This is a genomic window from Phenylobacterium sp. (assembly GCF_044371015.1).
In the GTDB taxonomy this organism is placed as follows: Bacteria; Pseudomonadota; Alphaproteobacteria; order Caulobacterales; family Caulobacteraceae; genus Phenylobacterium.
Map to the genome: position 1 here is coordinate 1 of NZ_JBILUK010000032.1, position 20,871 is coordinate 20,871.

At 68.8% G+C, this 20,871-nt stretch carries 23 protein-coding genes; 13 read left to right on the forward strand and 10 right to left on the reverse strand.

Features of this window, described 5'->3' with window-relative positions; genetic code table 11:
* A partial coding sequence (gene coaBC / locus ACIQ3R_RS04665) for a bifunctional phosphopantothenoylcysteine decarboxylase/phosphopantothenate--cysteine ligase CoaBC (protein WP_397415653.1) occupies window positions 1–855 on the reverse strand: 855 nt, incomplete at its 3' end.
* A 114-nt stretch (window positions 856–969) separates the two neighbouring features.
* On the opposite strand from coaBC, the gene ACIQ3R_RS04670 reads away from it, so the two are divergent.
* A complete protein-coding gene (locus ACIQ3R_RS04670) occupies window positions 970–1,527 on the forward strand; it encodes a hypothetical protein (RefSeq protein ID WP_397415656.1) in 558 nt (185 codons plus the stop codon).
* 4 nt (window positions 1,528–1,531) lie between these two features.
* On the opposite strand, the gene ubiB is transcribed toward ACIQ3R_RS04670, so the two are convergent.
* Window positions 1,532–3,022: a 2-polyprenylphenol 6-hydroxylase gene (gene ubiB / locus ACIQ3R_RS04675; RefSeq protein ID WP_397415658.1), complete on the reverse strand. Its 1,491-nt coding sequence runs from the start codon at window positions 3,020–3,022 to the stop codon at window positions 1,532–1,534.
* Between the two features lie 4 nt (window positions 3,023–3,026).
* On the reverse strand, window positions 3,027–3,785 hold the full coding sequence (locus ACIQ3R_RS04680; protein WP_397415660.1) for a class I SAM-dependent methyltransferase: 759 nt from the start codon (window positions 3,783–3,785) through the stop codon (window positions 3,027–3,029).
* A 60-nt stretch (window positions 3,786–3,845) separates the two neighbouring features.
* Between ACIQ3R_RS04680 and mutM the strand changes: the two genes are divergently transcribed.
* From mutM to ACIQ3R_RS04735, 11 genes are all read left to right on the forward strand, one after another.
* Complete coding sequence (gene mutM / locus ACIQ3R_RS04685) at window positions 3,846–4,700, forward strand: bifunctional DNA-formamidopyrimidine glycosylase/DNA-(apurinic or apyrimidinic site) lyase (protein ID WP_397415662.1); 855 nt, start codon at window positions 3,846–3,848, stop codon at window positions 4,698–4,700.
* Complete coding sequence (locus ACIQ3R_RS04690) at window positions 4,697–5,557, forward strand: TraB/GumN family protein (protein WP_397415664.1); 861 nt, start codon at window positions 4,697–4,699, stop codon at window positions 5,555–5,557. The genes mutM and ACIQ3R_RS04690 overlap by 4 nt, the downstream gene beginning before the upstream one ends.
* Before the next feature lie 32 nt (window positions 5,558–5,589).
* Complete coding sequence (locus ACIQ3R_RS04695; RefSeq protein WP_397415666.1) at window positions 5,590–6,369, forward strand: enoyl-CoA hydratase; 780 nt, start codon at window positions 5,590–5,592, stop codon at window positions 6,367–6,369.
* A gap of 69 nt (window positions 6,370–6,438) precedes the next feature.
* Window positions 6,439–7,308: a flagellar motor stator protein MotA gene (motA, locus tag ACIQ3R_RS04700; protein WP_397415669.1), complete on the forward strand. Its 870-nt coding sequence runs from the start codon at window positions 6,439–6,441 to the stop codon at window positions 7,306–7,308.
* A 183-nt stretch (window positions 7,309–7,491) separates the two neighbouring features.
* Window positions 7,492–7,743 carry a hypothetical protein gene (locus ACIQ3R_RS04705; RefSeq protein WP_397415671.1) on the forward strand — a complete coding sequence of 84 codons (252 nt, stop codon included), beginning with the start codon at window positions 7,492–7,494 and terminating at the stop codon, window positions 7,741–7,743.
* A gap of 81 nt (window positions 7,744–7,824) precedes the next feature.
* The gene (gene mnmD / locus ACIQ3R_RS04710) at window positions 7,825–9,597 is read left to right on the forward strand and encodes a tRNA (5-methylaminomethyl-2-thiouridine)(34)-methyltransferase MnmD (RefSeq protein ID WP_397415673.1); all 1,773 of its coding nucleotides are present in this window, start codon (window positions 7,825–7,827) and stop codon (window positions 9,595–9,597) included.
* A 70-nt stretch (window positions 9,598–9,667) separates the two neighbouring features.
* Complete coding sequence (locus ACIQ3R_RS04715) at window positions 9,668–10,624, forward strand: AAA family ATPase (protein WP_397415675.1); 957 nt, start codon at window positions 9,668–9,670, stop codon at window positions 10,622–10,624.
* On the forward strand, window positions 10,624–11,976 hold the full coding sequence (locus ACIQ3R_RS04720; protein WP_397415677.1) for a VWA domain-containing protein: 1,353 nt from the start codon (window positions 10,624–10,626) through the stop codon (window positions 11,974–11,976). The genes ACIQ3R_RS04715 and ACIQ3R_RS04720 overlap by 1 nt, the downstream gene beginning before the upstream one ends.
* 113 nt (window positions 11,977–12,089) lie before the next feature.
* The gene (locus ACIQ3R_RS04725) at window positions 12,090–12,758 is read left to right on the forward strand and encodes a PEPxxWA-CTERM sorting domain-containing protein (protein WP_397415679.1); all 669 of its coding nucleotides are present in this window, start codon (window positions 12,090–12,092) and stop codon (window positions 12,756–12,758) included.
* A 183-nt stretch (window positions 12,759–12,941) separates the two neighbouring features.
* Window positions 12,942–13,211, forward strand: a complete 270-nt coding sequence (locus ACIQ3R_RS04730; RefSeq protein ID WP_397415681.1) for a DUF2312 domain-containing protein — start codon at window positions 12,942–12,944, stop codon at window positions 13,209–13,211.
* Window positions 13,208–13,513 carry a hypothetical protein gene (locus tag ACIQ3R_RS04735; RefSeq protein ID WP_397415683.1) on the forward strand — a complete coding sequence of 102 codons (306 nt, stop codon included), beginning with the start codon at window positions 13,208–13,210 and terminating at the stop codon, window positions 13,511–13,513. Before ACIQ3R_RS04730 ends, ACIQ3R_RS04735 begins: the two co-directional genes overlap by 4 nt.
* On the opposite strand, the gene ACIQ3R_RS04740 is transcribed toward ACIQ3R_RS04735, so the two are convergent.
* From ACIQ3R_RS04740 to ACIQ3R_RS04750, 3 genes are all read right to left on the reverse strand, one after another.
* The gene (locus ACIQ3R_RS04740) at window positions 13,494–14,087 is read right to left on the reverse strand and encodes a DUF3501 family protein (RefSeq protein ID WP_397415685.1); all 594 of its coding nucleotides are present in this window, start codon (window positions 14,085–14,087) and stop codon (window positions 13,494–13,496) included. The genes ACIQ3R_RS04735 and ACIQ3R_RS04740 overlap by 20 nt on opposite strands.
* 2 nt (window positions 14,088–14,089) lie before the next feature.
* Window positions 14,090–15,457, reverse strand: coding sequence for a (Fe-S)-binding protein (locus ACIQ3R_RS04745; RefSeq protein ID WP_397415687.1), 1,368 nt, complete (start codon window positions 15,455–15,457; stop codon window positions 14,090–14,092).
* Between the two features lie 78 nt (window positions 15,458–15,535).
* Window positions 15,536–15,952: a rubrerythrin family protein gene (locus ACIQ3R_RS04750; protein WP_397415689.1), complete on the reverse strand. Its 417-nt coding sequence runs from the start codon at window positions 15,950–15,952 to the stop codon at window positions 15,536–15,538.
* Window positions 15,953–16,021: 69 nt separating this feature from the next.
* Between ACIQ3R_RS04750 and ACIQ3R_RS04755 the strand changes: the two genes are divergently transcribed.
* Entirely contained in the window at window positions 16,022–16,591 is a 570-nt protein-coding gene (locus ACIQ3R_RS04755) for an SAM-dependent methyltransferase (RefSeq protein ID WP_397415692.1), read from the forward strand.
* On the opposite strand, the gene ACIQ3R_RS04760 is transcribed toward ACIQ3R_RS04755, so the two are convergent.
* The 4 genes from ACIQ3R_RS04760 to ACIQ3R_RS04775 all read right to left on the reverse strand — a co-directional run.
* Window positions 16,588–17,358 (reverse strand): alpha/beta fold hydrolase, encoded by a 771-nt coding sequence (locus ACIQ3R_RS04760; protein WP_397415694.1) that lies wholly within the window; start codon window positions 17,356–17,358, stop codon window positions 16,588–16,590. The two genes, ACIQ3R_RS04755 and ACIQ3R_RS04760, sit on opposite strands and share 4 nt — an antisense overlap.
* 9 nt (window positions 17,359–17,367) lie before the next feature.
* Window positions 17,368–18,657: an LLM class flavin-dependent oxidoreductase gene (locus ACIQ3R_RS04765; RefSeq protein ID WP_397415696.1), complete on the reverse strand. Its 1,290-nt coding sequence runs from the start codon at window positions 18,655–18,657 to the stop codon at window positions 17,368–17,370.
* Window positions 18,658–18,761: 104 nt separating this feature from the next.
* Window positions 18,762–19,790 carry an ABC transporter ATP-binding protein gene (locus ACIQ3R_RS04770; protein ID WP_397415698.1) on the reverse strand — a complete coding sequence of 343 codons (1,029 nt, stop codon included), beginning with the start codon at window positions 19,788–19,790 and terminating at the stop codon, window positions 18,762–18,764.
* The coding region (locus ACIQ3R_RS04775) for an ABC transporter permease (RefSeq protein WP_397415700.1) at window positions 19,787–20,871 on the reverse strand (1,085 nt) is incomplete at its 5' end. The genes ACIQ3R_RS04775 and ACIQ3R_RS04770, both read right to left, overlap by 4 nt.

Here is a 20,871-nt window from a genome sequence, read left to right on the forward strand (position 1 = left end):
GGCGGCTTCCTCGGCCGGGCGCCAGTCGGCGACGGCGGCGACGCAGACGGCGATGTCGGCCGGCAGGGCCGCCTCGCAGGCGGTCAGCATCTGCCGCGCGGTCTCGACGTCCACGCGGGTCACGCCGGCGGGGGCGGGAAGCGCAGTCGGTCCGCTCACCAGCGTCACCCTGGCGCCCAGCGCGGCGAGCGCCTGAGCGATGGCGTAGCCCTGCTTGCCGGACGAGCGGTTGGTCAGCAGGCGCACTGGGTCCAGCGGCTCGGCCGTCGGCCCGGCCGTAACCAGGGCGTGGCGGCCCGCCAGCGGTTTGGGCGCGTCCGATAGCCGATCGAGTATCGCCGCCAGGATCGCCTCAGGCTCCGCCATCCGGCCGGGGCCATACTCACCGCAGGCCATGGCGCCTTCGTCCGGCCCCACGATCCCGACGCCGTCGGCGCGCAGTTGCGCCAGGTTCCGCTGGGTGGCGGCATGGGTCCACATGCGCACGTTCATCGCCGGCGCCATCAACACCGGCTTGTCGGTCGCCAGCAGGGTCGTCGAGGCCAGATCGCCGGCCAGACCGTTCGCGGCCTTGGCCATCAGATCGGCCGTGGCCGGCGCCACCACCACCAGGTCCGCCGAGCGCGAGAGCTGGATGTGGCCCATCTCCGCCTCGTCGGTGAGATTGAACAGGTCCTGATAGACCCGGTCCTCCGCCAGGGCCGACAGGCTGAGCGGGGTGACGAATTGCGCCCCGGCGGCGGTCAGGATCGGCCGCACGGCGACGCCCGCCTTGCGCAGGAGCCGCGTGAGCTCCAGCGCCTTGTAGGCCGCGATGCCGCCGCCGACGATCAGAAGTACGCGTTTTTCGCCCACGGCCGGCCTCGCCCAACAGAGCGCTGATTTAGGCGTTCAGGGGGGACTCGACAAACCTTTCGCAGTATGTTCATTCTTTGTTCCATCACTGGACCGCCCGATGGGAGAGGCGCAATGACCGTGACGAGATCGATCCTACTGGCCACCGCGGCCCTGGCCGTTGTGGGCCTCGCCGCCTGCGATAACGGTCCTTCGGCCGTCGCGCCGCCGCAGGCCGCTGCAACCCAGATGGCCGATGCGGCGTCGACCGCCGAAGACGGCCGCGCCCTTGATCGGCGCGAGACGCGCGACGACGCGCGGGACGCGCCCGCGCCGCTGGTTGACGGCAAGCCCATGTGGTCGGCCAGCCGCCGCTATTCGGCCGAAGAAAACGCCCGCCGCGCCTTCGCGCGCAACGGCGAGGCCTTCGGTGCGGCCTCGCTGGAGGCGTTCGTCGAAAAGGCCCACGCCTTTGTCCAGCACCCGCCGCGCGGCGCCCAGACGCTCACCCGGGCCAACGGCGACGTACTGATCTATGATCCCAAGTCCAACGTCTTCGCGGTCCGCAGCAAGGCCGGCGCTCCACGCACCATGTTCAAGCCCGACGACGGCCCGGCCTACTGGGCCGAACAGAAGACCCGCGAGTCCCGCCGCGGAACGGCCCGGTCCTCGCGGGAGGACGACGCGGCGTGAGGCCTCAGATCAGCCAGATTGCGGCCAGGAACGCCGCGCCGGCGATCAGCGCCCCGGCGGCGAACCAGCCAAGCCGGCCGGTCGTCTCCGGCGGCGGGCTCGCGGGCGGCGGCGCTTCGGCCAGCCGGGCGATGGCGGCGAGTGCGGTCTGGGCCTCGCCCGCGAAACGGCGGATGCGGGCGGCTGGCGACAGCTCGCGGGCGATCCAACGGCGCACCACCGGCTCGGACGCCGCCCAGATGTCGTGCTCCGGATCGATGCGCCGGGCGACACCCTCGACCGTCACCATGGTCTTCTGCAGCAGCACCAGTTCGGGACGCAGGTGCATCTCAAACAGCGCTGTGATCTCAAACAGCTGGGAGAGCACCCGGCTCATGGCCACCGCATTGGCCACCCGGCCGAAAACCGGCTCGCCCACCGCCCGAAGCGCCTGAGCAAAGGCCGCCACGCTGTGGCGCGCTGGGACATAGCCCGCATCGAAGTGGACCTGCGCCACGGCCATATAGTCGCGCCTCAGGAAGCCCCAGAGGATCTCGGCGAGGTAGCGCCGTTCCATTGGCCCCAACCGGCCCATGATGCCGTAGTCGACCGCCTGCAGCTTGGCCGGGGCCGCGACGAACAGGTTTCCCTCGTGCAGGTCGGCGTGGAACACGCCGTGGTCCAGCGCCTGGGCGAGGAAGGCGCGAGTCAGATTGTCGGCCAGAGCCTTGCGGTCCAGTCCCGGCTGTTCCAGGGCGCGGTCTTCCGACAGTGGCAGGCCGTCGGCCCAGGTCAGGGTCAGGACCCGCTTGCCGACCCCCTCCCAGACCACCTGGGGCGCCGTCATGTAGCCGTCGCGGGCCATCACCTCGGCCAGTTCGTCGGCCCCGGCCGCCTCCATCCGCAAGTCCAGCTCCAGCTCGGCGGCTCGGATGACCGTCGCCGCGAACTTCTGCGGCTCCAGTCGCCTCAGCGGCGGCGCCAGGGCGACGATCAGCCGGGCGGCCAGCGCCAGCACCTCGGCGTCGGCCGCCACCCGGCGCTCGATCCCGGGCCGCAACACCTTCACCGCCACCCGTCGCCCGTCAGCCAGGGTCGCCGGGTGAGCCTGAGCCAGCGAGGCGGCCCCAACAGGCGGCTCGAAGGTCGCGAACACCGCTTCGACTGGCCGGCCGAGCTCCGCTGCGATCGTGGCGCGGGCCACGGCGTCCGGGAACGGGTCCAGCCGATCCTTCAGTCGCCCGAGATCCTCGGCGAACGAACGGCCGAAGATATCCGCGCGCGTCGACAGAAGCTGGCCCAGCTTGATCGCCACCGGCCCCAAGGCTTCGCAGGCCCGGCCCAGACGCTCGCCGGGGCGTCCGTCCCGCCGGCGCGCGAACACCCGCAGGACCCGGCCGGTGAACCGCGCCGGCGGGCTGAGGTAGCCCTCGATCTCGCGCGGCAGCAGCGCGTCGTTGCGGACGAGAATCCACCCCGCGCCGAGAAGCCGCGCGACTGCGCCCAGGGAGGCCATGCGGCTAGATCGCCCGACCGGTGTGCAGCGCCGCGACGCCGCCGGAATAGTTGGTCCACTCGACCTGGCTGAAGCCCGCCTCGCGCATCATCGCCGCAAACGCCGCCTGATCCGGGAACCGTCGGATGCTCTCGACAAGATACTGATAGGCTTCGCGGTCGCCGGTCACGCGCGCGCCCACTTCGGGGATCACCTTGAACGAGTATGCGTCATAGGCCGCCCGTAGCGCCTCGCTGATCGGCCTTGAGAATTCCAGGCAGAGGAACCGTCCGCCCGGCTTCAGCACGCGCCGCGCTTCCACCAGGGCGGCGGGTACGTCGGTCACGTTGCGGATGCCGAAACTGATCACATAGGCCTCGGCGCTGGCGTCGGGCAGTGGCAGCCGCTGAGCATCGCCCACAGCCCAGGCGATCTCGGGCGCCAGCCCCCTGGCGCGGCCGGCGGCGATCATCTCGGCGTTGTAATCGACCACCAGGATCCTGGCCGGGGCGCCGCCGTTACGCGCCCGCGCCCTCTGGGCCAATTTGGCGAACCGCATCGCCATGTCGCCCGTGCCGCCCGCACAGTCGATGATCGTTTCACCGGGCCGAGGGTTCAGCCGGGCCGCGACCGCGTCCTTCCAGAGCCGATGAACGCCGGCGCTCATCAGGTCGTTCATCAGGTCATAGCGGCCGGCCACCCGGTCGAAGACGCCGCGCACGAGGCCGGCCTTCTCGCGCGCATCGACGTCGCGAAAGCCGAAGGTGGCGGTGGGGCCGGTCATGGCGGGCGTCATATCTGCTGAGGGGTTGGCGCGCCAGCGATGGCGTGCCAAGCCGGGCTCATGCCCGAACTTCCCGAGGTCGAGACCGTGCGCGCCGGCCTGGCGCCGGTGCTGGAGGGCGCCCGGTTATCGCGCGTCGAGGCGCGCCGGCCCGATCTGCGGTTTCCCTTCCCGCCGGACTTCATCCAGGCGTTGACCGGCGCCCGCATCGAGACCCTGCAGCGGCGGGCCAAGTATCTGCTGGCGCGGCTGGATCGCGGCCGGACCCTGGTGATGCATCTGGGCATGAGCGGCCGATTCGAGATCGGCGGCGGTCGGACGCCTGGCGCGTTCCACCACGCCGTCGCGACCGAGGCGCCGCATGCGCACGTGGTGTTCGAGACCGAGGCCGGGGACCGCGTCACCTATTTCGATCCGCGCCGCTTCGGCTACATGGACCTCATTCCGACCGAAGCTCTGGAAACCCATCGCTGGTTCGCCGACCTGGGCCCCGAACCCCTTTCCGACGCCTTTGATGCGAACCGACTGGCGCAGGCCTTCGCGGGCCGCAAACAGGGACCCAAGACGTTGCTGCTCGACCAGCGGATCGTCGCAGGACTCGGCAACATCTATGTCTGCGAGGCGCTGAACCGGGCGCGAATATCGCCCTTCCGGGCCGCAGGCTCCATTGGGAAAGGGCGGCTTGAACGCCTGGTCCCGGAGATCAAGGCGGTGCTCACCGAAGCGATCGCTGCGGGTGGCTCGACCCTTCGCGACTTCGCCCAGGCCGACGGCGCGCTGGGCTATTTCCAGCACCGTTTCCGGGCCTACGACCGCGAGGCGGAGCCCTGCGCCAACCCGGGCTGCCGAGGAGTCATCCTTCGCAAGGTGCAGGCGGGCCGCTCGACCTTCTACTGCCCGGTCTGTCAGCGATGAGACGGCTCGCGGCGGCGCTTTTCGCCCTGGCGCTGGCGGCCGGCCCTGCGGCGGCCGCGCCCGCGGTGTGGATCGTGCGGGACGCAGACTCCGAGATGATGCTCATGGGCTCGGTGCATCTCCTGCCGCCCGGGTTGCCCTGGAAAACCGACGCCCTGACCCGCGCCATCGCCCGGGCCGACGATGTCTGGTTCGAGCTTGAGGTGTCGCCGGAAGCTGATCGCGAGGCGGCTCGGCTGGCCCAGGCGCAGGGACTGCTGCCGCCCGACGCCTCGCTCTTCACGATGCTGTCCGTCGAGGACTCGCAACGCCTCGCCCGCGTCGCGCGCGACCTGGCGGTCGATCCCATGGCGCTGGCCCGGCTGGAGCCGTGGCTGGCGGAGGTGGCGCTGGCGGCCGGCGCCTATGCGCGCTCCGGCGCGACGGTCGGCGACGGCGTCGAGCAGACCCTCGTCCGGATGCTTCCCAGGCGCGTCGACCGCCGCGCGCTGGAGACGCCGGCCGAGCAGATCGACGCCTTCGATGCGGCGCCTCTGGCCGAGCAGATCGCGAGCCTCGCCGGGACCCTGCGCGAGCTTGAGACCGACCCGGAGGGCTATGCCAAGCTCATCGACGCCTGGATGTCGGGCGATCCTGAGGCTTTGGACCGCGAGGCGCTCGCGCCCCTGCGCGCCGCTGCGCCGGCGGCCTATCGTCGGCTGGTGATCGACCGCAACGCCCGCTGGATCCCCAAGCTGCAAGACCGCCTCAAAGGGCGTGGCCGCACCGTGGTGGTGGTGGGCGCCGGCCACCTTGTCGGGCCCGACGGACTGCCCGCACAGCTGCGAGCGCTTGGCTATTCCGTTACGGGGCCTTAAGCCCCGGGCATTGGACCCCGACGGAGCGCGCCATGGCCTACGAGACCCTGATCGTCGAGACCCCCAGCCCAGGCGTGATGCTTGTCCGCCTGAATCGGCCCGAGGCCCTTAACGCGCTCAACACCCAGCTGCTGGGCGAGCTGGTCCAGGTGCTGGACGCCGCCGAAGCGGATGACGACGTGCGCTGTCTGGTGTTGACGGGCTCGGAGCGGGCCTTCGCCGCCGGAGCGGACATCAAGGAGATGTCCGACAAGTCCTACGCCCAGATGTTCGCCCGCGACTTCTTCGCCGGCCCGGCCAAGCGGCTGGAAAGCTTCCGCAAGCCGACCATCGCCGCGGTGGCGGGCTTCGCGCTCGGCGGCGGCTGTGAGCTGGCCATGTTGTGCGACATGATCATCGCCGCCGAGACCGCCAAGTTCGGCCAGCCGGAGATCAATCTCGGCGTCATGCCCGGCATCGGCGGCACTCAGAGGCTGCCCCGCGCGGTGGGCAAGGCCAAGGCCATGGATATGGTGCTGACCGCCCGCATGATCGACGCCGCCGAAGCCGAACGCGCAGGCCTCGTCGCCCGGGTGGTGCCAGCCGACAAGCTGCTGGACGAGGCGCTGGGCGCGGCGGCCAAGATCGCCGCTCAGTCACCGCTGGCCGTCGCCATGAACAAGGAGCTGGTCAACGCCGCGTTCGAGACCACTCTCTCCACCGGCGTCCTGATGGAGCGGCGCCTGTTCCACTCGCTGTTCGCCTTTGAGGACCAGAAGGAAGGCATGGCCGCCTTCATCGAGAAGCGGAAGCCCGCCTTTAAGGGCGCATAGCGGACCGCCGAACACCGGCCATTAAGCATTAACCGCCATGGTCGGCCCCGGTCTCCCGGGGCGCGTTCTATGTTTCAGATCATCGGCATCGTCCTGTTGTTCGGCATGGTGTTCGGCAGCTACCTGCTGCACGGTGGCAACATGGGCGTGATCCTCTACACCCTGCCCTACGAGATGATGGCCATCCTGGGCGCCGGCGTCGCGGCGTTCCTGATCGGCAACTCGGTGCCGACGATCAAGGGCACCCTGGGCGGCTTCGGCAAGGTGTTCGCCGGCCCCAAGTGGAAGGCGGCGGACTACCGCGATCTGCTGTCGCTGCTGTTCCTTCTGACCAAGACCATGAAGTCCAAGGGCGTCATCGCGCTGGAAAGCCACATCGAGAATCCGGGCGAGAGCTCGATCTTCACGCGCTTCCCCAAGATCGCGAAGGACCACTTCGCCATCGACTTCATCTGCGACACCCTGCGGATGATGACCATGAACCTCGAAGACCCGCATCAGGTCGAGGACGCCATGGAGAAGCAGCTGGAAAAGCACCACCATGAGGCGCTGGGTCCGGCCGGGGCTCTGCAACAACTGGCCGACGGTCTGCCGGCGCTCGGCATCGTCGCCGCCGTTCTCGGCGTCATCAAGACCATGGGCGCGATCACCGAGCCGCCGGAAGTTCTGGGCGGCATGATCGGCGGCGCCCTGGTCGGTACGTTCCTCGGCGTGTTCATGGCCTATGGCCTGGTCGGCCCGATGGCCAACCGCCTGAAGGACATCATCGACGAAGAGGGCGCCTTCTACGGCATCATCCGTTCGGTTCTGGTCGCCCACCTGCACGGAAACGCCGCCCAGATCTCCGTCGAGATCGGTCGCGGCAGCGTGCCCTCCACAGCCCAGCCCAGCTTCCTTGAACTGGAAGAGGCCCTGTCGAACATCCCGCAAGAGGGCTGATCGGGCCGCGCGCCTTCGCCGCTCGACGGAGTGGTGAAAAAAGTGATCACAAAGCCGTGAATTTAGCTCTTGTCAGGTCGGCCCACCCCAGCGTAATCCTGCGTCTGCGGAGAGACCGTCGGCCTTAGACCCTTGGCCGTCACCGAACTCCGTCGATGACACACCGACCAGAGGACTAGGGACATGACCAAGCAATTCCTGATCGCCGCCGCCGCCGCGTTCGCCGTTATCGGCGCCGCCGCCTGCACCCCGAAGGCCGAAGAAAAGGCCGCTGAAGCTCCCGCCGCCGACGCCGCTGCCGCTCCGGCCGCCGACGCCGCCGCCCCGGCTGCTGACGCCATGGCTGCTCCGGCCGCCGACGCTGCCGCGGCTGCCGCCCCGGCTGCTGACGCTGCTGCTCCGGCCGCTCCGGCCGAAGCCCCGGCTGCGAAGTAATCGACTTCACGCTTCACGCGTGATGAAGGGGCCGTCCTTCGGGACGGCCCCTTTTTCGTGCCTGCGTTCCGGGCTCCGCGCATGTCCAACACCCCTGACGGGCTCGACTGGACCGAAGATGGCGCACCCCGCTCGCGCCGCTACGGGGATGTCTATTTTTCGGCCGAGGACGGCCTGGCCGAGTCCCGTGCGGTGTTTCTAGAAGGCTGCGGACTCCCTGACGCCTGGGCGACCCGCCGCCGCTTCACTGTCGCGGAACTGGGTTTCGGGACCGGTCTGAATATCGCCGCGCTGCTCGATCTATGGCGGCGGACCGCCCCACCCGACAGCGTGCTGAGCATCGTATCGATCGAAGCCCACCCGATGTCGGCGACCGAATCAGCTCGCGCCCTGGCCCGCTGGCCTGAACTCGCCGAGGTCGCCTCGCCCCTGCTGGCCCGATGGCCGGGTCGGGCCCGGGGCTGGCATCGCGTCGACCTGCCGGAGTTTCGCGCGATCCTGGATGTCGCGGTTATGGATGTAGCCGAGGCGCTGAGCGGCTGGCGCGGACGGGCCGACGCCTGGCTCCTCGACGGCTTCGCCCCATCGGCCAATCCCGCCATGTGGTCCGAGGCCGTGCTGAACCTTGTGGGCGCGCGCTCCGCGCCCGGCGCGAGGGCGGCCACCTTCACCGTCGCGGGCGCGGTTCGACGCGGTCTCTCGGCCGCCGGTTTCACCGTCGAGAAGCGTCCCGGCTTTGGACGCAAGCGCGAGCGGCTGGAAGCTCGCATGCCCGGCGTCTCACCTGAGAGTCCCTCACCCCGCTGTGTCGCGATCATTGGCGGTGGCGTGGCGGGCGCGGCGGCGGCGCGAGCTGTCCGCGCTCTCGGCGCCCAGGCCATCGTCGTCGAAGCTGAAGCTCCCGGGCACGGAGGCTCGGGCAACCCCGCCGCACTGGTGACGCCGCGCCTGGACGCCGGCCTGGGTGCGCCAGCCGCCTTCTACGCCCAGGCCTTCGCGCGAGCGGTGCGGCTCTATGAACAATTGCCGGCGGCCGTCATCGCGCGCGGCGTGATTCAGCTGGCCGCGAACGCGCGAGACCCGGGTCGGTTCGCGCGCCTGGCGGGGTCGGATCTGTTTGAGCCTGAGACCATGCTGTTGCTGGGCGAAGAGGCCGTCGCCGCGCGGCTCGGCGCGGCTGCGGTCGTGTCCGGAGCGCTCGACCAGACCCAGGCCTTGGTGGTCCGGCCCCGCGAGATTCTGGACGCCTGGCTGGGCGCGGTGCGAATCGCTCGATTGGATCGGCTTGAGCGCGACATCGAGGGTTGGCGTCTGCTCGACAGCGAGCGCGCGCTGATTCTGATCGCTGACGCAGTGATCCTAGCCGGAGCGCTGGATGCGCGTCGCCTGATTGAGGGACTCCCCCTCTCGCCGGTGCGCGGTCAGGCCAGCTGGACCACCGGCGGCGAAACGACCCTGGCGGCCGCCTGGGGGGGCTATGCCGTGCCCACAGACTCGGGTGTCCTGTTCGGCGCCACCCATGATCGCGATGACGCGACGACCGAGGTGCGGGAGATCGATCACGCCCGCAATCGCCTCACGCTCGCCGCCGGCCTGCCGAGTATGCCCGACCGGATCGCCAGCTCGCCTCTGGAAGGCCGCGCGTCCGTGCGGGCGGTGACGCCGGATCGCCTGCCGCTGGCGGGCCCCATCGGCCCACCGGGACTGTACGTGCTCTCCGGCTTCGGTTCTCGCGGCTTCACCTTTGCGCCGCTACTGGCCGAGCATGTCGCGGCCGAGATCCTGGGTGCGCCGTCGCCCTTGCCCGCCGCTGCGGCAGCCATGGTCTCTCCCTCACGCTTCATCAAACGCTGAGCGCTCGTTTGCCTCCCGGCCCGGGCCTTGGCACAATCGCGCCGAACCCGTTTTTCGAAAGTCTGTGATCTTGTCCAACACCCCAGCGGCCCCGGCCGCGGCCAACCGTCCCGACCCGCTGGCCTCGGTCGAAGCCCTGATAGAGGGCCTGGGCGGCGTGGGCTACATCGCCTCCCGGCGCATCGCCACCGCCCTCTTCATGGCCGTAAAGCTGGAAAAGCCGATCCTGGTCGAAGGCTCGGCCGGCGTCGGCAAGACCGAACTGGCGCTGTCGACCGCCGCCCTGCTCGGTCTGCCGCTGATCCGCATGCAGTGTTACGAGGGCCTGGATGAGTCCAAGGCGCTATACGAGTGGAAGTACGGCAAGCAGCTTCTCTACACCCAGATCCTGAAGGACCGGATGGGCGAGCATCTGGCCGACGCCCCCGACATGGACAGCGCCATGACCCGCCTGCACGGCATGGGCGACCTGTTCTTTTCCGAACCCTTCCTGGAACCCCGCCCGCTGATGAAGGCGCTGCGCGAGGATGACGGCTGCGTGCTGCTGGTGGACGAGGTCGACAAGTCAGACGAGGCGTTCGAGGCCTTCCTGCTGGAGATTCTGTCGGCCTATCAGGTCTCGGTGCCGGAACTGGGCGTGATCAAGGCCAAGACGCCGCCGCTGGTGTTTCTGACCTCCAACAACGTCCGCGACCTGGGCGACGCGCTGAAGCGCCGCTGCCTGCACCTGCACATTCCGCTGCCGGAAGCCTCGCTGGAGGAGCGCATCGTCGCCTCCCGCGTGCCGGGCATCGAGGCGCGGCTGACGCGCGAACTTGTGGCCTTCGTGCAGTCGCTGCGCACCATGGACCTGCGGAAATCGCCTTCGATCTCGGAGACGGTCGACTGGGCCCGCGCCCTGGTGCTGCTGCACGCTGACAGCCTGGACGCCGGCATGGTGCGCGACACCCTGAACGTGATCCTCAAGTTCGAACAGGACATCGCCGCCGTCGAGCCCCAGGTGGTCGAGCTGATCCAGCGTCGCTGATGCAGCACACGCTTGAACAGTTTTTCCGGGCGCTGCGGGCGGCTGATGTGCGGGTGTCGCCGGCCGAGGCTATCGACGCCAGCCGGGCAGTAATGGTGACGGGCTTCGCCGACCGGGCGTTGTTCAAGGATGCGCTCTGCGCCACCTTGGCGAAATCGGCCGACGAAGTGACCCGGTTCGACTCGGTGTTCGACACGTTCTTCGCCCGCGACGCCACGCCGCCGCCGCCTGAGGGTCGCCCGCCGCCTTCCGAGGCCGACAGCGCCGCCGCTGAGGGGTCGCCCCTGGCCCAGGCCGTGCTGGAGGGTGACAGCGCCGCGATCCAGCAATCCATGGAGGCGGCCGCCGCCCGCGCCGGCGTCGCAGACATCCGTCTCACCACCCAGCGTTCGCGTCTGACCCGGCGGTTGCTGGAGGAGATGGGGCTGGAGGAGATCGAGCGGATCATCGCCAATGCCCGTCGCATGCCCGATGGCGCGGGCGAGGGTCTGGCCGATCGCATGGAGGGGGCGCGCCGCGATCTGTTCGAGCAGGCCCAGGCCTATGTCGCCCGCCAGCACGATCTCTACGCGGCCGGTTCCGCCCGCGAGCTCCGCGAGGAGCGGCTGGCGCGCAAGCAGCTCAATGCCGACGGTGGCGTCGATCCGGTCGACTACCAGCTGATGGCGGCCCTGGTGAAGAAGATGGCCAAGCGGCTGGCGACCAAGTACGCGCGCCGTCGCCGCGCCGCCCGGCTGGGGTACCTGGATGTGCGCCGCACCCTGCGCCGATCAATGGCCTATGGCGGGGTGCCGTTCGAGATCGCCTGGAAGGTCAAGAAGATCGACAAGCCTTCGATCGTGGCGATCTGCGACGTGTCCAAGTCCGTGGCGGCCGCAGCGCAGTTCCTGCTGACCTTCCTCTATTCGCTGAACGAGGTGGTCGACCGGATGGACGCCTTCGCGTTTTCCGGCCGGATGATCAGCGTCAACGACATCCTGGATGACAACGGCGTCGAGAGCGCGATCCTCAAGGTTCTGCAGGAGATCGGCTTCCAGCAGACCGACTACGGCCGCAGCCTGGAGGACTTCTGTGAGAAGCATCTCGACCGGCTGGATCGCCGCACCACGGTGATCTTCCTGGGCGATGGCCGATCCAACTTCGCCGACCCTCGGCTCGACCTCATGAAGCTGATCCACGACCGGGCGCGGGCGGTAATCTGGCTGAACCCCGAGCCTGAGAGCTATTGGGCCCAGGGCGACAGCGTGATGCACCGCTACGCCCGCTTCTGCCACGTGGCCAAGCAATGCGGCACGTTGGAGCAGTTGGAACGCGTGATCGACGACGTGCTTCGGAGCTACGTCCCGCATTGAAACACTGAACTTAGGGGAATCTCAGGGGTTGCAGGCCATCCTGTTGGCACGCCGCTAGCAGAAGCCAGGCGTGAGCAAATTGCTCGGTCTCAGAACAGGACGCCGCACCCTCCATGCGCACCCTTAGCGTTTCCTTCGCCGCCCTTGCCGCCGCGCTCGTTGTCAGCGCGCCCGCTCAGGCGCTGACCATCACCCAATACATGTCGGACCAGCCGCTGCCGCTAGGCCAGACCATGATCGAGGACTTCGATAACCCGATCGCCGCCGGCTTCTCGTTCACGCAGAACCAGAACGCATTTGTCCGCTCCGGCGCGCTGGGCCTGTGGAGCGGGGTCTCCGCGCCGCCGCCTGGAACGACCTCGAACTATGAAACGGTGAGGGCCAACGGCCGGGCCACGCTCGCGGCGATCACGCCGCTCAAGCGTCTGACTTCGTTTAGTTTCTATCTCGGCTCGCCGGACAGCTACAATACGGTCAAGTTCTATGGCGACAACGGCTACCAGGCGACCCTCGCCGGCGCCGCGATCTGGGGCGCCAACACAGGCGCCAACGGCAATCAGGGCTGGGGCCGACGCGTCAGCTACGATTTCGGGGCGGAACGGATTCACACGGTGGAGTTCCTCTCCAGCGGCAACTCCTTCGAGTTCGACAGCCTGGCCGGGGCCACCGCCAACATGGGGACAGCTGTGCCTGAACCGTCCACCTGGGCGATGATGATCCTGGGCTTCGGGACGGTCGGCTATCTGATCCGCCGCCGCCGCGTCTCCGCCGCAATCGCCTAGCAAACTCACGTCGTCCCTAACTCTCCACGTCCGGCTCTCTCCCCGGGCGCGGTCTTGAAGAGCCCCTCGCATCCCCGGCGAGGGGTTCTTTTTCTGTGGGCGGGATGCGCGCATCGGTGACATGGCCCGACGTGGTGGATAGGGTCCCCGCGCTATCGCACTTGCTTCTTCCAGGACCCTCCCATGGCCGACGACGCCTCCGCCCATCCCGACGTGCTGAACGCCACGGCCCAGGGCCAGCTCAAGAGCATTATCGAGCGCGTCGAGCGGCTGGAGCAGGAGAAGTCCGAGATCGCCGAGCAGATCAAGGAAGTGTTCGCCGAGGCCAAGGGCAACGGTTTTGACGTGAAGGTGATCCGTAAGGTGATCCGGATCCGCAAGCAGGACCGCGCCAAGCGCCAGGAGGAAGAGGCGATCCTAGACCTCTATCTGGCCGCTATCGGCGAGATTTGAACCGAAAGCCGCCGGACCGGAACGCGGCCGCCAAGCGCGCCGCCCTCAACGCCCTGAAACGCGCCCGCCGCCAGGCCGACAAGGCCGGGGTCGATCTCTCGGACTGGGAGGGTGAATTCCTCGGCTCGGTGACCGAGCGGGTGAAGACCTATGGCCGCGCCTTCGGCGATCCGGAAAAGGGCGCGCCGGGCCAGCCGCTGTCCCTGCGCCAGCACGTGAAGCTCAAAGAGATCGCTGCGAAGGCGAAAGGGGAAACGAAGCCGCCGAAACGGCGGGGGCCGCCTACCCGAAATCCCGGCTGAGTTCGGCCCGCGTGGCGGGCGAGAGGCCTGCCAGGTGGCTATAGCGCTCGTGGCCGCAACCGATCAGGATCTCCGTGGCCGGATCCCGGAATACGGCGATATGGCGCGGCTCGAGCGCAAAGCGCAGGAAGTGGATCGCCGAGGTCTTGCCGTCGTCCCGCGTGCGCTCGACATCGCCCTCTGGAAGACCTGCGATCCGCTCGTCGCCGATGCGCAGGAAGAACGTGTCCTCCACGCCGCCAAGGCGGGCCAGGATCGAGGCGCGTCGGACCGGGTCGTCGATCTCGAACATCACCGTGGCCACCAGTTCCGAGCCCTGGGGGATCAACGGATTGTAGGCGGCAAGCTCGTCCGGCACCTGATCCGCGCCGCCTTTCTCGATCAGCAGCATCTCCTGAATCTGGAAGAGCATGGTCTCATAGCTCTCGAAATAGACCGTACAGAGCGGCCCCAGATCCACCCGGCGCAGGCGCTTGAGCGGCAACAGCGCGGCGCGGCGCTCGCGGCGGACGCGGGCGAACTCAGCGTCGGGCACCAGGTCTGCCGGAGTGATCCGACGTTCGGCGAGCGGCATGGTCAGAGCACTCCGTAGGCGCGGGCGAAAATCTCGATGGGGTGCGCCTGGGCCGGAGCCTTGGCGCCGTCCTTGGCCTCAGCCGAGACCAGTTGGCCCAGGTGCTTGCAGGCCAGCGGGCAGTCAGAGCACAGCGTCTCGTTGCCTTTCGCCGCAACCTGACGCGCGGCGGGCTTGCCGACCTTCACCGCCATGGGGCGGGTGTCGGCCATCACCCCGAAGGTGCCGCCGTGACCCGAGCAGCGCTCGACCAGGTCGACCTTGGTGTCGGGAATCAGCTTGAGCATCTCGGCCGACTTGGCGCCCATGTTCTGGGCCCTGGCGTGGCAGGCGTGGTGCAGGGTGACGCCGCCCTCCACAGTCTTGAGGCCAGGCGCAAGCCCGTGCGCCTTGGCCAGACCCACGACGTACTCGGAGATGTCGCGCGTCGCGCGCGACAACGCTGTGACATCGGGATCGTCCGGCAGGATCAGCGGCCATTCGAACTTCATCATCAGGCCGCAGGAGGCGGTCAGCGCGGCGACGTCCCAGCCCTCGGCGATCAGCGGCTTGAAGGCCTGGGCGACGCGTGCGGCGCGACCGGCCACCTCGGCCACATCGCCGGCCTCAAGCTGCGGCATCCCGCAGCACTCGGGATAGACCAGCTTCACCTCGCAGCCCTGCAGCGCCAGAACCCGCGCCGCCGCAACCGCGGTGTCGGGCGCGTTGTAGTCGACGAAGCAGGTGGCGTAGAGCGCCACTTTCCGGAGGCCGAAGGCCGGGCCCTCAGGGTTGGGGGCCAGCGGATCGCGCAGCCGGTCGGTTGCTGTACGGCTGTGATATTTCGGAAGCTCCGCTTCGGCGTCGATCTTGGCGACCGCCTCCAACAGCTTGCGGAGCGGGGTGTTTTCCTTGGCGCTGGCCCAGTTGGCGAGGCCCGCGACGGGGCGCGCCAGCTTGCCGTTGCGGTCGGTCTTGCCGAGCTGCTCGCGGACAAAGTCGGTTTCGCCGGCTTTCCGCTTGGCCGCCCGGTAGCGGAGGATCAGGTGCGGGAAGTCGAGATCGAACTCGTGCGGCGGCACGTAGGGGCACTTGGTCAGAAAACACATGTCGCAGAGCGTGCAGGCGTCGGCGACCTTGGCGTAGTCGGCCTTGTCGACCCCATCGAGCTCGCCGGTAGGGCTCTCATCGACCATGTCGAAGAGCTTGGGGAAGCTGTCGCAGAGATTGAAGCAGCGCCGGCAGCCGTGGCAGATGTCGAACACCCGCTCCATCTCGGCCTCGACCTTTTCGAGATCGTAGTAATCCGGATCCTTCCAGGCGATCGGACGCCGGAACGGCGCTTCGAGGCTACCCTCGCGCGGCGGGGCTGTTGTCGTCTTCTCGCTCATGGCAGCCCGTTCGTTCGAAATTGAAATAACCCGCCACCCCGGATCGGCCTGGCGCCGTCCGAGATGGCGGGCCTGGGATCAGTCCAGCGTGTCGAGGGCGCGCTGGAAGCGGCCGGCGTGGGACTTCTCGGCCTTGGCGAGGGTTTCGAACCAGTCGGCGATCTCGTCGTAGCCTTCTTCGCGAGCCGTGCGCGCCATGCCCGGGTACATGTCGGTGTACTCGTGGGTCTCGCCGGCGATGGCCGCCTTGAGGTTGTCGGCGGTGCCGCCGATCGGCAGGCCGGTGGCCGGATCGCCGACGCTTTCCATGAACTCCAGGTGACCATGCGCATGGCCGGTTTCACCCTCGGCCGTGGAACGGAACACCGAGGCGACGTCGTTGTAGCCTTCCACGTCGGCCTTTTGGGCGAAGTACAGGTAGCGGCGGTTGGCCTGGCTCTCGCCGGCGAACGCGGCCTTCAGATTTTCGATGGTCTTGCTGGTCGCGAGCGACATTTTGGCATCTCCCTTGGGTGCGGGAGGCAATATGGGCCGCGGCCCGGCCGGATCAACATGATAAGCTCTATGGCGAGCATTGAGTGGGTCTATGAAATGCGCCGGCGCCACCTGATCGCCGCCCTGACCGGCCTTCTGGCCCCACAGGCGCGCGCCGAGCCGGACAAGCCGCGCGGCGCGCCGGACGTGATCTATGTGCCGACCCCGCAGCCCGCCGTCGACGCCATGCTGGCCCTGGCCGAGGTCGGACCTCAGGACATGCTCTATGATCTGGGCTCGGGTGACGGCCGCATCCCGATCACCGCCGCGCTGCGTCATGGCGCCCGCGCGTTGGGTGTGGAGATCAATCCCCGGCTGGTCCGCGAGGCGCGGGCGGCGGCCAGGGCCGCGGGCGTGACGGACCGGGTGCGATTCCGCGAAGCCGACCTGTTCCGGATGCGTTTTCGCGAGGCGACGGTGGTGACTCTCTACCTGCTGCCGGACCTCAACCTGCGCCTGAAGCCGCGCCTCCTGGCCGACCTGCCGCCCGGCGCCCGCATCGTCAGCTACAGCTTCGACATGGGCGACTGGCCGCCCGAGCGCACACTCCGACTGCCCGAGGGCGATCTGTTCCTCTGGCGGGTTCCGCCGAAGGACTAGCCCAGGGCTCGGATCGCCTGGGCGACCGCCAAGGAGCGTTCCAGGGTGACCATGTGGCCGGCCTCGGGGATTGAGACGAGGCTCGCGCCCGCGATGCCTTTCTTGAAGCCATGGGCGTAGACCGGCGGGATCAAACGATCTGAGTCGCCCCAGATGATCGTGGTCTTGGCTCGGATCCGATAGAGCCGCTGGGAAAGCCCCCGCTCTGGGATCGGGAACAGGATGCGGCCGGCCATGCCCAGTTGGCGCGCATTGGTCACGAGATAGGTCTGCAGGAAGTTCGGATCGGTGACATTGCGCCCGGCGGTCAGCATCGCCGCGCCGGCGACGGGGTCGTGGAACAGCAGCGCCGGCATCTCGAACGGCATCGTCGCAAACAGGTCGGCGATCGGATGCGCGTCATCCCAGAGGCCGGCCGGGCAGATCAGCGCCAAACGCGAGACGTCGTTGGGTTGCAGCGCCGCCATCTCTGCGGCGATCATGCCGCCCATGGAATGACCGACCAGAACCGGGTCCTTGAGACCCAGTGCGGCGATCACGTCCCAGGTATGGAGCGTGAAATCCAGCATGTCGCGGATCTCTCCGCACTCCTCGCTGTCGCCATAGCCGGGGATCAAAGGCGCATAGACCGTATGCGTCGCAGAGAGCTCGGCCAGCAGCGGATCATCGGCGGTGACACCGCCCGCGCCGTGCAGGAAGACCAGCGGCGGGCCGGAGCCGCCGACGTGGTAACGGACAGCAACGCGGGGCGTTTCGACGGTGCGCATGTCCACGTCTCAGGCCTCCACCGCATAGGTCGACAGCAGCTGCTCTCGGGTCGGCGCCTGTTTCGGCAGGCCGCCGGCGGCGACGCGATCCTTGAGCGGCGTGGTCCAGAAGCGGTTGTCGTCGGCCCACTCCGGCGCCCACTCGGGGAACATGGCCTTGAGCTTGGGCATCACCTTCTCGGCGAACAGCTTGGTGGAATACATGCACTTGTCGGCCGGCATGTTCCCCACGTGCATCAGGCAGAAGATGTTGCCGACGTTGAGGCCTTTGATCAGATCTTCCATCCGCTGGCGCACCGTCTCGGGCGAACCGGCGATCACGTGGCCCTGCTCGGTCAGCTCCTTCCAGGTCAGCTGGGTGTAGCCGCCGGTGGGCGGGGCGTACTGGCTGAGCGCACCGGTCTGGATGGTCTTGATCGTGCGGTAGCCCGGCGCATCGGCGAAGCCCGGATAGACGTGCAGACAGCGGTTGTAGAAGTAGCTGACGTGCTCGGAGTAGAGCCGTTCGGCCTCCTCGTCGGTGTCGGCCACCAGGATCGTCTGGGCGAAGCCGGCGCGATAGGGGCTCTTGTCGACGCCCCGCTCTTCCACCCGTTGCCAATAGCCGTTCATCAGCGCCTGGGCGCGCAGGTAGCCGGAGAAGCTGAGGTAGGAATAGGAATAGGTGTTGTCGATGCAGAAGTCATAGGTCTCGACCGAGCCGCCGCCGGGGATGTGGATCGGCGGATGCGGCTGCTGGATCGGCCGGGGCCAGATGTTGACGTGGCGCAGCTTGTTGTAGCGCCCGTTCCAGGCGAACGGCTCCCGCGTGGTCCACGACTTGATGATCAGGTCGTGCGCTTCCTGGTACTTCTCCCGCGTGAGGCTGGGGATCTGGCCGTAGCAGTAGTTGGTGTCCATCGAGGTGCCGACCGGGAAACCCGCCACCAGTCGCCCGCCGGAAATGCAGTCGAGCATGGCGAACTCTTCAGCCACCCGGATCGGCGGGTTGTAGAGGGCGATGGAGTTGCCCAGCACCACGACGGCGGCGTCCTTGGTGCGACGCGCCAGGCCGGCGGCGATGATGTTGGGGCTGGGCATGATGCCGTAGCCGTTCTGGTGATGCTCGTTCACCCCCACCCCGTCGAAGCCGAGCGTGTCGGCATATTCGAGCAGGTCCATGTAGGTGTTGTAGACCGCGTGGCTCTTGGCCGGGTCGAACAGCTTCTGGTCGATATCGACCCAAACCGAACGGTGCGTCTCCCGGAAGTCATCCGGCAGATAGGGCCAGGGCATCAGGTTGAACCAGGTGAACTTCATGGCCGCCTCCGTCCGCGGGCTCTGTCGGCCCGTCTGCTGACCGACGATAACCCCCTGGAGCGCGGCGCCAAGCAGGATCGTGTGAAGAGCGAAACGTGGAGCCTCTATCCCTGCATCGGAAACACCGCCGCGTGCATCGGGTCGAGGCGGACGTCGACCGTGGCGCCGAGGGGCGGCGGCGCGGCGGCGAGGCGGAGGCGGAGGCGTTGGCCTTCGCGGTCGAGTTCAATCTCGTGGAAAGCGCCGCCGAAGCCGTGGGCGACGACCTGGGCCCGAACGCCGGGACCGCCGAGGATCGCGCCTTCAGGGCGCACCGCCGCCTGGGCCGGGCCGTCGGGCAGGCCCGGCGCCGGGAGATCTCCGAACGACGTCCGGGCGACACCGCCCGAAACCTGGCAGGGCAGCTGGCTGATCTCGCCCAGCAGCCGGGCTGCCTCCGGGGTGGCGGGGCGACGGTAGCAGACGTCAGGCGCGCCGGTCTGCACGATGCGGCCGGCTGCCATCAGCACCAGATTGTCGGCCATCAACATGGCCTCGGCGGCGTCGTGGGTCACCACCAGGACCGCGGCCCCGGCCGTGCGCAGGGTGGCGAGGAGGTCGGCGCGGACCTCGGACTTCAGGTGAGCGTCGAGGCCGGAAAACGGCTCGTCGAGCAGCAGCGCCGCAGGCTTGGGCGCCAGTGCGCGGGCCAGGGCCACCCGCTGCTGTTGGCCGCCGGAGAGCATGTGGGGAAAGGCGTCGGCGCGTTCGGCCAGCCGCACGGCGTCCAGATGCCAAAGGGCCGTCGCCCGGCGCTCGGCCCGCGAGGCGCCCCGCAGGCCGTAGGCGACGTTATCGAGCACGCTCAGGTGGGGAAAGAGCGCGAAGTCCTGGAACACCATGCCGACGCCGCGCGTCTCCGGCGGCGTGAACAGGCCGGGACCCGCCAGGATGCGATCGCCAAGCGTGATCGTCCCCGCGTCAGGATGATCCAGCCCGGCGATCAGCCTCAGAAGCGTGCTCTTGCCGCAACCAGAAGGGCCGAGCAGCGCGGTCACCTTGCCGGGTTCGAGGCGCAGAGATGCGGCTTCGACGGCAAGCCTGCCGCCGTAGCGCTTGCTCAACGCATCGATCTTCAGGATCGCGGGGCTCATGCGGCCGCTCCCGGGCGGGCGGATTCCACCTGGCGCGTGACCCAGATGGTCGCCGGCAGGGCCAGGACCACAATCAGGAGTGACGGCCATCCGGCCTGAGCCAGACGCTCGTCACGCGCATAGTTGTCGGCGATCACCGCCAGGGTGTCGAAGTTGAACGGCCGCAGGATCAGAGTGGCGGGGAGCTCCTTCAGCACGTCGATGAACACCACCAGCCCTGCCGTCAGCACGGCGCCGCGCGCCAGCGGGATCTGAATCGAGAACGCCGCCCCGGCCTCGCCGCGGCCCAGGCTGCGTGCAGCCTGGACCAGCGCGGGCGAGAGGCGCGAGAGGCCTGCCTCGATCGGCTCCAGCGCGGCGGCCATGAGGCGGGCGGCGTAGGCATAGATCATCAGCGCCAACCCCATCCCGAACCCCTGTGCGGCGCCCGGCACATAGCGCCAAACAAGAGCGGCCGGGGCGAGAAGGCCGATCGCCATCACCGCGCCGGGCGTCGCATAGCCCAGGCTGGCCAGCCGCGCGAGCCAGGGCGCCCGCCCCATGCCCAGCGCAAGGGCGGCGGCGAGCGTCACCGTGACCGCCGCGCCGGCCAGGCCCAGGGTCAGTGAGTTGCGCGCAGCTTCGGCCAGACGGTTCCAGTCGGGCGTCACGTCGCTGAAGGCGATCGCCATCCATCCCATCGGCAGGATGAGGCCCAGGCCGACAAGCAGGGCGCAGAAGGCCGTGGCCAGGGCCGCGCGCCAGCCCGGGAGCGGGGCCCGGGCGGTGGCGCGCCATCGCGCGGCGGCGGAATCGTGGCTGCGGCCCTGGCGGCCGCGACGCTCGATCCACAGCAGCAGGGCCGCAGCGCCCAGCAACGGGATCGCGAACTGCGCCGCCGAGGTCATCGATCCGAACACCACCCAGGCGCGGACGACGCCGGTGGTCAGGGTCTGGACAGCGAGGAACTGAACGGCGCCGTAGTCGGCGAGGGTCTCCATCACCGCCAGAGCGACGCCGGCGGCCAGGGCCGGTCGGGCCATTGGCAGCGCCACCCGCCAGAAGGCTTCGCGCAAGGGGCTGCCGAGCGTGCGCGCCGCCT